Here is an 11775-nt window from a genome sequence, read left to right on the forward strand (position 1 = left end):
TAGACTATAACGAAATGGATATTTTTATTCCTGTTTTTTGCTGTCAATAATGGGTTATCTGCTGACTTTGTGAGAGAAACCCTGATGAGTACTTTTACCCCCGATTTTACCTGCAATAGTTGTCCTAATCTGATACCGGAGAATTTGAGTCGTCTGCCAGAAACGTACGGTACTCCATTATGGGTTTACGATAGTGAAACAATTATCCAAAGAATCAAATTATTATTTCAGTTTGATGTCGTCAGGTTTGCTCAGAAAGCTTGTTCTAATACTCATATTTTGCGCCTGATGCGTGAGTATGGTGTGAAAGTTGATGCTGTTTCGCTAGGGGAAATTGAGCGTGCTTTGCGGGCCGGATTTTGTCCAGGGCAAGAAGTGTCAGACATTGTTTTTACTGCTGATTTAATCGATGTGCCGACGTTGCAACAAGTGACCAAATTGGATATTCCGGTTAATGCGGGTTCTATCGATATGTTGGAACAGATTGGTCAATGTAAACAAGGGCATCCGGTATGGCTGCGGATTAATCCCGGGTTCGGTCATGGTCATAGCCAGAAGACGAACACGGGAGGGGAAAATAGCAAACATGGTATTTGGTATCAGGATCTTCCACGAGCGATTGAGAAAATACGCCACTATGGATTGAAATTGCTTGGTTTACATATGCATATTGGATCTGGTGTTGATTATCATCATCTTTCCAGTGTATGCAATGCGATGGTTGAACAGGTTATTCTTTGTGGTGAAGATATTCAGGCGATTTCAGCCGGCGGTGGTTTATCGACCCCTTATCATCAGGGAGATGAGCAAATCAATATCGCTCATTATTTTGGGTTGTGGGATGATGCGCGTAAAAGAATTGAGCAGCATTTAGGTCATAAAGTTGAGCTGGAAATTGAACCGGGACGTTTTTTGGTAGCGGAATCTGGCATTTTGATGACAGAAGTTCGGGCGGTTAAGCAGATGGGGAACCGTAATTATGTGCTGGTGGATGCGGGATTTAATGACTTAATGCGCCCGGTAATGTATGGCAGTTATCACCATATTTCAGTTTTGCCTGCTGATGGACGTAAGATTGAGCAATTTTCATTGCAAGAAACATTAGTTGCGGGGCCGTTATGTGAATCTGGCGATATCTTTACACAGATTGAGGGGGGAGGCATTGCGCCAAGAGCGTTGCCGCCGGTTCGGGTTGGTGACTATCTGGTTTTTCATGATACTGGTGCTTATGGTGCGTCAATGTCTTCCAATTACAACAGCCGCCCGCTGATCTCTGAGGTGTTATTTGTTAATGGTAGCCCCCAATTAATTCGCCGTCGCCAAACAATTGAAGAGTTATTAGCGTTGGAAGAAGTACCCTGTCCCTCTACACCATAAAAGATGGGGCGATACTTTAAGGTATCGTCCTGTCTGTTGATAAACCTATCCCTTAATCCTGTCAGTCCGACAGCATTTCCTTAAAAAGCATGTGATATATAAAACCGATACCACTATTGGTTGCAAATTTATTTGTATTCTAAAATATTAAATTAATGAATATAAATCGTTAAATTTCGGCGATAAAACACACTTATTTTTATAACTTTCGGAATATTCCTATATATTTTTAAATTAAATCTGTTGCACTATTAATCAGATATTAACTGGTTAGTAGTAAGGCCATCTCAGGTAGAACCGACACGATGGGCAGAACCCTGACCGGACAGAATGAGGCTGACGAAAATCTGCAACCGGGCCGGTGGTAACACGCTGGTAGAGTATTATGGGATTTATGGAGAAGTAAGTATGGCAATATCCAATAGCGGCAAAATGTGCCCGGCTGTCACATCAATCACCTGTACGATGGAAATAGGGGTCTTTCCCGCCGATGAAGACCCCTGTTATCTGGCGGAAAAAGCCGAATACGCTTTGCGTCTGCCGGCAATGATTATCACCAAACTGGGGGCTATTCGCTTTCTTAATCAGGTCATTATGAGTGGGTTGATTAAGGTTGAGGAACTCAAACATGACTTCCTGTGGCCCTATAAAGCGGAAGTGGTGTTTGCTATCCGAGGAGAGCAAGATGTCCCCTTACCCATGCTGGCGACCAGTCAAGACTCTAAGCAGCGTTATGGTGATAATTTACCGCAATCCAGTAATCCGTTTGCCCGACCTTCTGCCGAAGACGCGGAGAAATTTGGGGTTAAACGTATTCGGCGCCCCGATATTATTCTGGTTAAAAATGAGGCTCTTCGCTGGCCGGGCAGAAATGCCACCTACTTTGATGGTTCTGTGCACCCCGATAATCTGAAAATGTTGATTGAGGTGAAATTTCCGGGGGATGATCTCTCTGACGATCAAGAAATAGATTATATCCAGATTGCGACCGAAGACCGCTTTGGTGTGATGCGTATCATCGATAACCGTACAGAAGAGCAAAAACAGTATGATGAAGCGTGGCGAAAACATTATCAACCCGGTTCCCAACACTATAAAAATCCCATACCACTAGCCCCTCTACCACCGGGTTCACCTCCTGATGACGAAGATTTACCCACACCTCCCACAGAGGGCGTGCCGGGGACTATTCCGCAACCCCTGACAAAAAATCCACCGCTTCTCAGTACTTCCCACTGGTCGTTTTTACCCAGCTATGAAGACTGGGTTATCCTTGGGCAGGAAGTGGCTAGCCTAACAGAGCAGGGATTGGATTATATCCGTAACAGTACCCGCGAACTCCTTGCCCAGTTTGGTACCTGGTTCAATCAAGCCGGCAAGTGGGTGTGTGAAGAAATTATCGACCCGATAAGCCATCAGGTCAGTTACGCTTTTTCTTGGGTTAATGAACAAACGGGGAAAATCGTGACCTGGACGGAGAGTGAGATAAAAGCCCGGTGGCAGACGGTGCAACAGGGTTCAGATATCACCCTGGAAGAGCTAAAAAACATTAGCTGGATGCAGATATTGAAAGAGGTGGGTGAAGGCATGCTGGAAATGGTGGTGATTATTGCCGGTGTTGCCGTTGTTATTCTTGTCACCCTTGCTGTCGCTGCCGCATTGATTGCACTGGTGGAAATTTTAGCTGCCGCCACCGCAGTTAGCGCTGCGGCGTTAGCTGCTGTTCTGGCAATATTAGCGAGTGTGACACTCTCCACCGCTTCATAATTAACGGAGAAAATATGGATACTTCAGATTACTTTGCCCAGTTGAAATCACAACTGACCGCGTTTACCTTCCTCAATGGCGATGGGCTGACCGTTTCTCGTCTTGGGATTTCTATCACCCTGTTTTTTAAACAAGGCTACACCTCGGAGAAAAAACAGCGCATTCTGGCCTGCTACCGGCGCTTTCGCGAAGAATTTGGTACCTACCTGCGTTTTCATCGTCATTCGCTGGAGGGATTAAAAAAATATTCCCCAGAAAATATTGCCAAAGTTGAAGAAGGCATTCTTAATCGGAAAAAAAAACCAGCCCTCTAGTTGGGTAGTCAGTGATGCCAAAAATCTCTATGAAGCCCCTCGCTATCTGATGCGTTACCTTGATTCCGATGAAGCTGATGGTGACGATAGTAGCTCTTACCTAAGCCTGACATTTCCTTGGGATTACCTAAAAGAACAAGAGGGCATGGCTCGTTTTATGGCCTGGCTGGAGTTTCTATGTGAACAACTCGAACCGGACAGTGGGGATTGTGGCTACAGCCTGGTCATCCCCAGAGATTACCATGATTACTTTCCTTTAGAGTATCAACTGGCGCAACGTTACCCTTCCCTACAAGTGAACTCCGCAGTGCACACAGCTAAATTACAGTATGGACACTCTATCCGGGGCATTAACTGGATCACCCTGCTGTCCAAACGCTTTGTAAACCGACTGGGTGGGGAATACTGGATACGTCAGGTGCTGCGCCCCTACCGGGATGTGGTGATTAGTTCTTACCGTGATGGCCTGATAATCCGTGCCGGTGAATACCCGGACTTAACGCCACTGCCGGGCAGTGTCCCGGAGAGTTATTTTGCCATTAACCAGTTGATACGTCCGATACGGGTGATACCCCGTGAAGGCCATTCATTGCACTTCTATGGTGAGGGTCATTTTAATTCAACTTCCACCCTGGCCTGGTATGCCCGTTATGACCGGGGACCGCTGCAAGTGACTCCTCTGAGAGGCAACCACCCTGCACTGGTCAGCGGGATCTGGCAAACCGATAGCTTGCCGGGCAAACAGTACTTCTTTGCTCAGGGTACGATGTCTTTTGATGTTCCAGGTACAAAACCGGGCACAACCCTCTGGCATTTGATACGGGAAGCGGAAAATATGTGGGAATAACAGATTGTCCACTGCCTGATAATCATAGGTATTTACACAATTTTCATAAAAAATGGTTAAGGAAAGCCATTTTTCGTCTGTCAATATGGTTTTAAAATCTGGAAAACAAAACCAGAGTACCATGAGAAAACAGGTAAAAAATTTAATCATTAAAAGTAAAAAGCAGTGATTAAAGATTTTTTAAAGCGAGTAAAAGATTCGATGCTCTTCTGACATTGGAAGAAAAAACATCAAGAAAAACGGGTTTGAGATTGAATTAATAAGGTGACAAAATAATAACATTAACCCAATAACAAAAACGTGCGATTATATTAAAACATTTAACAGGATTAACCGTATTAAACGAATTATCAGTTAAAAAGCATAAAAACACTTAAAAAAATTAAAGATTATTAAAGAAGTTAACGTTGTTTTTAATACCATTGGTTTATCTGTTATCCTCGCTGGTTTTAAACCTAAAAAAATTACATACAGAAAGGAAAAATGAGAAAACTTAACTATCAGTTTACGGGCATTAAAAAGTTTTCTAGTCGTTATTTTACAAAGTAAGTCATAAAAAAATAGCGCAATAAAGAATAGGTAAAACGGTTAATTTACCCGGGTTTAAGCCCTGAAAAAGATCTGACTATTCGAAAAGATATAAGAGGGTATTTTTATATCATCAGGTTATTTACTGGCTGATTTATTCTCTTCATTCTTTAAATCACTGCTGCGTTGGTTGCTTTCACTTATATTAATCTGTCAGACCTTTCACCCTTGTTAATGCGATTAAAGCATCGGAGAAAGCCAATAAACGACAACACATTATCTGAAATTTTCGATGATGTGAAAACATCCCTTGTTTTTTTAAATGGGTTATCCAACAATCTGGGGCGATACTTTAAGATATCGCCCCATGATTAATTTAGCTCTTAATTCTCTTTAATCGTCAGTTTTAGGCCGCTTTTGTTCTCGGCTTTTCGACCGGGGCTGCGACAGCCAGTACTTCTGGTTCAAACTCATCAACGTTAATAGAACGTAGACGGCTTGCTTCGGCACGTTTCAGAATTTCGGCTTCGTCTGGCGTGATCTTACGTTCTGCGAGTGCGCGCTCTGCCAGTTTATCCAGGCGAGTAAAACCAAGGCGTTTACCTGCTTCGCGACTCAAACGGGCATGGATAGGTTCTGCGGCAATAATATCGTGCAGAGCTTCTTCCAGTAATCCGTGAGGATTGTGCTCGCTTGGTGTCAGATATTGACCTCGGCCAATGCGATCACGGGTAGCCGAAGGTTGTTGTAAGATCTGAGCTAGTTTGTGATCCAGATGGTCGGATGGTGCTGAATGTACACGCCCTAGAGGGAAGACGATAACACGCATCAGACCGGCAACCAGACGATTCGGGAAGTTGCTCAGTAAATTATCTATCGCCTGTTCTGCTTGATATAAGCTATCTTGAACGGCCCACTGAACGAGCGGTAAATCTTCTTTTTGACGACCTTCATCTTCATAGCGTTTTAACGTCGCGGAAGCCAGATAGGTTTGACTCAGAACATCGCCAAGACGGGCGGAGACACGTTCACGACGTTTCAGGCTACCACCTAATACCCCCATTGCCACATCTGATAATAGCGCAAGGTTGGCACTCAAGCGGTTTAGTTGCTGATAGTAACGGCGTGTTGCATCACTGACCGGTGTGCTGCTGGTGCGGCCATTGGTTAAGCCAAGCCAGAAGCTGCGTAACATGTTACTGGCAACGTGACCAAGGTGGCTAAACAGTGCCTTATCAAAGTCTTTGATACGATTATTTTCAGCCGCAGCCATTTCATCAAGAACATAAGGATGGCAGCGGATAGCTCCCTGACCGTAGATAATCATGTTACGGGTCAGAATATTGGCGCCTTCAACGGTAATGGCGATAGGTGCGCCTTGGTAAGCGCGAGCAAGGAAGTTGGATGGACCAAGGCAAATACCTTTACCACCGGCAATATCCATTGCATCAATAACAGATCTTTGGCCTCTGTGGGTGCAGTGATATTTGACGATAGCGGATAACACAGAGGGTTTTTCACCTAGCATGATACCGGTTGTTGCAAGCGTTGAAGCGGCATCCATCAAATAGGCGTTACCGGCAATGCGTGCCAGTGGTTCTTCAATCCCTTCCATTTTACCAATTGGCATTTTGAATTGGCGGCGGATATAAGAGTATGCGCCAATCGCCATAGCGACACTTTTCAGACCGCCGGTTGCATTTGACGGCAGAGTGATACCGCGGCCGACAGACAGACATTCAACCAGCATGCGCCAGCCTTGTCCGGCCATTTTTGGCCCGCCAATAATGTAGTCGATCGGAACAAAGATATCTTTACCGCGAGTTGGCCCATTCTGGAATGGAATATTCAGTGGGAAATGGCGATGACCAATTTCTACCCCCGGTACATTGGTCGGGATCAATGCACAGGTAATGCCCAATTCTTCTGTATCACCCAATAAATGGTCAGGGTCAGACAGTTTGAAAGCCAAACCGAGTACGGTAGCGATAGGTGCAAGTGTGATATAACGTTTGTTCCAGGTCAGGCGCATACCCAGAATTTGCTCGCCTTGCCATTCTCCCATACAGACTACGCCTGTATCTGGGATTGATCCGGCATCAGAGCCAGCTTCCGGGCTGGTCAATGCGAAACATGGGATCTCTTCGCCACGGGCAAGTCCGGGTAGATAGCGGTTCTTCTGCTCTTCGGTGCCATAATGCTGTAACAATTCCCCCGGGCCGAGAGAGTTAGGCACACCTACGGTGATTGCCAGAATGCCGGATGTCCCCGCCAATTTTTGCAGGACTCGCGCCTGTGCATAGGCTGAAAATTCCAGACCGCCATACTCTTTTTTAATGATCATGGCAAAGAAGCGCTGTTCTTTCAGGTAACGCCATAACTCAGGCGGCAAATCAGCAAGTTCATGGCTTATCTGGAAATCATTGGTCATACGGCAAGCTTCTTCTACCGGACCATCCAGAAATGCTTGTTCTTCAGCGGTTAACTGAGGTTTTGGGTAGTCATGTAATTTTTTCCAGTCGGGTTGACCGCGGAATAGTTCGCCTTCCCACCAGGTGGTACCTGCATCAAGAGCTTCTTTTTCCGTGCGAGATAGACTTGGCATTACTTTACGGAAGGCTTTTAAGGCCGGAACAGTCAATAAGGAGTGGCGCATTGGCGCAAAATTCAGTGGGAACAGAATAATGGCCGTTGGTAACAACATCCAGTAGCTCCATGCATCAATAGCGCCCATCAAGACGGTATAGACAAGGAGCAGTAGGCTGCTGAGACTGAGATTGACTTTGTGATAGCAAAGTATCCCAATCAATACTAAGAATAGAATAATACTCAATGTGGTCATAATAAAAGCTCCTGGTTAATCTCAGGGTCAGGTAAGTCATCAGAGGTCGGACCTGTTAGGGTGTTCTTCTCTTTTTAGACCATGAAATTGTTTTTAGCAATATCTTTACATCTTAATTACAATCTAGCTCACAAACTCGTGGTGATCGGCAGCGGATTAATTCTCCAGAAACGTGATGTTGTCTTCTTTCAATTCTCTTGATCCGGTAAACTGCCATCCGGCACAACATTAAAGATTACCTGACCGAAGTGAGGAGCCTATGTATCAAGACCTGATCCGTAGTGAATTGAACGAAGCCGCGGATACGCTGGCAAAGTTTTTAAGTGACGATGCAAATATTGAAGCAATTCAAAAAGCAGCGGTATTACTGGCTGATTCATTTAAAACGGGTGGCAAAGTACTGTCCTGTGGTAATGGGGGTTCGCATTGTGATGCGATGCATTTTGCCGAAGAATTGACCGGCCGTTACCGCGAAAATCGCCCTGGTTATCCGGCGATTGCGATTTCTGATGTCAGCCACCTTTCCTGCGTCAGTAATGATTTCGGGTATGAATTTGTTTTTTCTCGTTATGTGGAAGCGGTTGGAAAAGAGGGAGATGTGTTACTGGGTATCTCCACTTCCGGTAATTCCGGTAATATTATCAAAGCAGTTGAAGCTGCCCGCTTAAAAGGCATGAAAGTTATTACGCTGACAGGCAAGGATGGCGGTAAAATGGCGGGAACCGCTGATGTGGAAATTCGTGTCCCGCATTTTGGTTATGCAGATCGTATTCAGGAAATTCATATCAAAGTTATTCATATCCTGATTCAACTTATCGAAAAAGAGATGATTAAAGCCTGATTTTACAGGCTACAGAGGTGGGCAATGTGTGAGTTACTTGGCATGAGCGCAAATGTGCCAACAGATATCTGCTTTAGTTTAGGTGGTCTGATCCAACGGGGTGGTCATACCGGGCCCCATAAAGATGGTTGGGGGATCACATTTTATGAGGGGCGGGGCTGTCGCACATTTAAAGATCATCAACCAAGTTACAATTCGCCTGTTGCTCGCTTCGTACAAGAGTACCCGATTAAATCCAGAGTGGTGGTTTCTCATATCCGGCAGGCTAACCGCGGTAATGTCGCGTTGGAAAATACTCATCCTTTCATTCGTGAGATATGGGGACGCAACTGGACTTATGCCCATAATGGGCAGCTTCGGGGCTATCGGCAGCTTGAAACGGGTCAGTATCGTCCCGTTGGGCAAACGGATAGTGAACATGCTTTTTGCTGGATTTTGCATCAACTTTCACAAAAATATCCAAGAACCCCTTCCAATTGGCCTCAGGTTTTTCGTTTTATCGCTTCATTAGCGGACGAACTCAGCAAAAAAGGCGTATTCAATATGTTGCTGTCAGATGGGCGTTTTGTGATGGCATATTGCTCAACCAACCTCTATTGGATTACCCGTCGGGCGCCGTTTGGAAAAGCAAAACTTCTCGATCAGGATGTTGAAATTGATTTTCAACAGCATACACAGCCGGATGATGTTGTTTCTGTTATTGTTACCCAACCGTTAACCGGTAATGAAGACTGGAATCGTATTGATCCGGGTAGCTATGCATTATTTCATCTTGGTGAACGCGTATTGTGATTGATGCTGCAAAAGTGGCGATTTGTCAGGTGTAGGATTAACCGCATATTGACCGTTAATGACGCTGATTGTTGCCGGCTGGTGATTTTTTACAAAATACTCATAGGCCGGTTGCAACTGTAGCCAAAACATATAATGGGAGGATGAACGGTGGCGTAACATATTCTGAGGCGTCATTCTGAATGGATAAATACTGATATTAATTTCATATTGCCCGCGCAATAATGCACTTTCTACATAATCGTAGATTTCATCCATGTAACCGTTAGTCATAGCGTAACAACCGACAGATTTACACTCTCCGTGGATCATTAAATAGTTGCCGGAATAGCCTCTGAATTTATCGTATTCATTGGGAAAACCAAGGTTAATAGATCGGTAATACCGACTATTTGGATTGAGTTGATGGGTTTTTACACGATAGAATCCTTCCGGGCTTTTCAGATCGCCTTCTGTGGTTTTGGGACCAAGGCCGCCAGAGTAATTACAGATGGGGTAGCTTTTAGACAATTGGTAGCTTCCATGACTATTTTTAGTATAAAGCTCCAGTATCCGCTCTTCTTTGAAGATTTGGATAAAGACGGGAGCGCCGGTCTGCGCAGGGTAGTTTTGCTTTAATTGAACTAAAGTATCCTGAGAATAGACAGGAGCGAGTGAATTAGAAAACAACAATATTATTGCAGGAAAAACCGCAGTTTTTTTCATGTGACTACCATATAGCGACGTAGTGAGCTGACTAAAAATTTAGCTTAAGATTGCCATGAGTCATCGACTTTGTGAATAGAAAATGACGATGATAACTTTATCACTACAAAGTGATTGTTAGGTTAAAATACAATCAGGTGTCGGTAAAGATGATATAATAATTCGTTTTTTGCGAGTAATTAATCGTTCAGTGCCAAAATTATTCCTGTTTGCTTGAACTAAATCACTTGATTAGTCAGACAGGCCAAGAAGGGAGATGTTAAAATTACCGCCTGGAGATTAAAAGAAAATCGTAACAATTATCGGAGAATAATAACCTGGGCACGATTCGTGACTTAAGGGGTTTTTTATAGAGTGGCTATGTTACCACCAGGTAATCTGTAGCATATGATTTAATTGATAAACTTGTGCAAATCTTATGATTAAAATTAAAAAAGGACTCGACCTCCCGATTGCAGGAGCGCCTGCTCAAGTAATAGAAGACGGTCCGACGATTCGCCATGTAGCACTGTTGGGTGAAGAGTATGTTGGAATGCGTCCTTCTATGTTGGTTAAAGAAGGTGAGCATGTTAAGAAGGGCCAGATTCTTTTTGAAGATAAAAAGAATCCAGGTGTAGTTTTCACCAGTCCGGCCTGTGGACAGGTTGTGGCGATTAATCGTGGTGAACAACGTGTTTTGCAGTCAATCGTGATTGAGATAACGGGAGACGAACAGGTTGATTTTGACCGTTATGATCGTTCTCAACTTTTTCAGTTATCCCGAGAACAAGTGGAAAAGAATCTTATCGATTCCGGGTTATGGACCGCATTACGTACCCGTCCTTACAGCCGAAGTCCTGCTCCCGGCTCCTCGCCAAAAGCGATTTTTGTAACCGCTATGGATACTCAGCCTCTGGCTGCAAATCCACAGGTTATTATTGCTACCGATAAAGAGGCTTTTGTTGATGGTCTGAATGTGCTGACTAAACTGACCGAAGGTAAAGTCCATGTTTGCCATAGTGCAGGAAACTTGCCGGGTGTCAGTAATGATGCACAAATCACTTATAATCAGTTCTCAGGTCCGCATCCTGCGGGATTAGTTGGAACTCACATTCACTTTATTGAACCCGTCAGTGCGACTAAAACGGTATGGCACTTGGGATATCAGGATGTGATTGCTATCGGTAAATTATTCACTACCGGCACCCTTTATACTGATCGTGTCATCGCGCTGGCCGGTCCACAGGTTGAGAAACCACGTCTTATACGTACCTGCTTAGGGGCTGATCTGCTTGAGTTAACTCAGGATCAGCTTAAAGAGGGTGAAAACCGTATTATTTCAGGCTCCGTATTGTGCGGTACTCAGTCAGATGAAGTTCATCACTATCTTGGCCGTTTCCACACGTTAGTTTCTGTTTTGCGTGAAGGTCGTGAAAAAGAGCTATTTGGTTGGATCATTCCGGGCGCCGATAAATTTTCCATCACCCGCACCACCATTGGTCATTTCCTTAAAAATAAGCGTTTTGCTTTTTCAACCACAATGAATGGCGGCGAACGTTCTATGGTGCCAATCGGTAACTATGAGCGTGTTATGCCTTTGGATATTATGGCGACGCATTTGCTGCGGGATCTGCTGGTGGGCGATACCGATAGTGCTCAGGCACTGGGTTGTCTGGAGTTAGATGAGGAAGACTTGGCGCTTTGTACCTATGTCTGTCCTGGCAAATATGAATATGGTCCGGTACTGCGTGAAGTGCTGACTAAGATTGAGCAGGAAGGATGA

At 44.5% G+C, this 11775-nt stretch carries 7 protein-coding genes and 1 pseudogene; 6 read left to right on the forward strand and 2 right to left on the reverse strand.

What is annotated here, in order from left to right; all coding sequences use genetic code 11:
- The first annotated feature begins 84 nt into the window (after window positions 1-84).
- The 3 genes and pseudogenes from lysA to C6H66_RS16440 all read left to right on the forward strand — a co-directional run bounded on the left by lysA (window position 85) and on the right by C6H66_RS16440 (window position 4305).
- Entirely contained in the window at window positions 85-1377 is a 1293-nt protein-coding gene (gene lysA / locus C6H66_RS16430) for a diaminopimelate decarboxylase (protein WP_105396126.1), read from the forward strand.
- A gap of 408 nt (window positions 1378-1785) precedes the next feature.
- The gene (locus C6H66_RS16435) at window positions 1786-3144 is read left to right on the forward strand and encodes a VRR-NUC domain-containing protein (protein ID WP_105396127.1); all 1359 of its coding nucleotides are present in this window, start codon (window positions 1786-1788) and stop codon (window positions 3142-3144) included.
- A 14-nt stretch (window positions 3145-3158) separates the two neighbouring features.
- Window positions 3159-4305 (forward strand): annotated as a pseudogene (locus tag C6H66_RS16440) (DUF3396 domain-containing protein).
- Window positions 4306-5239: 934 nt separating this feature from the next.
- On the opposite strand, the gene fadE reads toward C6H66_RS16440, so the two are convergent.
- Window positions 5240-7675 carry an acyl-CoA dehydrogenase FadE gene (fadE, locus tag C6H66_RS16445; RefSeq protein WP_065391149.1) on the reverse strand — a complete coding sequence of 812 codons (2436 nt, stop codon included), beginning with the start codon at window positions 7673-7675 and terminating at the stop codon, window positions 5240-5242.
- 259 nt (window positions 7676-7934) lie between these two features.
- Between fadE and lpcA the strand changes: the two genes are divergently transcribed.
- Both lpcA and C6H66_RS16455 read left to right on the forward strand, forming a co-directional pair.
- Window positions 7935-8516, forward strand: coding sequence for a D-sedoheptulose 7-phosphate isomerase (gene lpcA, locus C6H66_RS16450; RefSeq protein ID WP_046396936.1), 582 nt, complete (start codon window positions 7935-7937; stop codon window positions 8514-8516).
- A gap of 24 nt (window positions 8517-8540) precedes the next feature.
- Window positions 8541-9308, forward strand: coding sequence for a class II glutamine amidotransferase (locus C6H66_RS16455; RefSeq protein ID WP_046396937.1), 768 nt, complete (start codon window positions 8541-8543; stop codon window positions 9306-9308).
- Here the strand turns inward: C6H66_RS16455 and C6H66_RS16460 are convergent.
- Window positions 9279-10013 (reverse strand): L,D-transpeptidase family protein, encoded by a 735-nt coding sequence (locus tag C6H66_RS16460; RefSeq protein ID WP_046396938.1) that lies wholly within the window; start codon window positions 10011-10013, stop codon window positions 9279-9281. The two genes, C6H66_RS16455 and C6H66_RS16460, sit on opposite strands and share 30 nt — an antisense overlap.
- Before the next feature lie 418 nt (window positions 10014-10431).
- On the opposite strand from C6H66_RS16460, the gene C6H66_RS16465 reads away from it, so the two are divergent.
- Window positions 10432-11775 carry a Na(+)-translocating NADH-quinone reductase subunit A gene (locus C6H66_RS16465; RefSeq protein ID WP_105396128.1) on the forward strand — a complete coding sequence of 448 codons (1344 nt, stop codon included), beginning with the start codon at window positions 10432-10434 and terminating at the stop codon, window positions 11773-11775.

The sequence above is a fragment of the Photorhabdus hindustanensis genome (genome assembly GCF_002968995.1).
Taxonomy (GTDB): domain Bacteria; phylum Pseudomonadota; class Gammaproteobacteria; order Enterobacterales; family Enterobacteriaceae; genus Photorhabdus; species Photorhabdus akhurstii.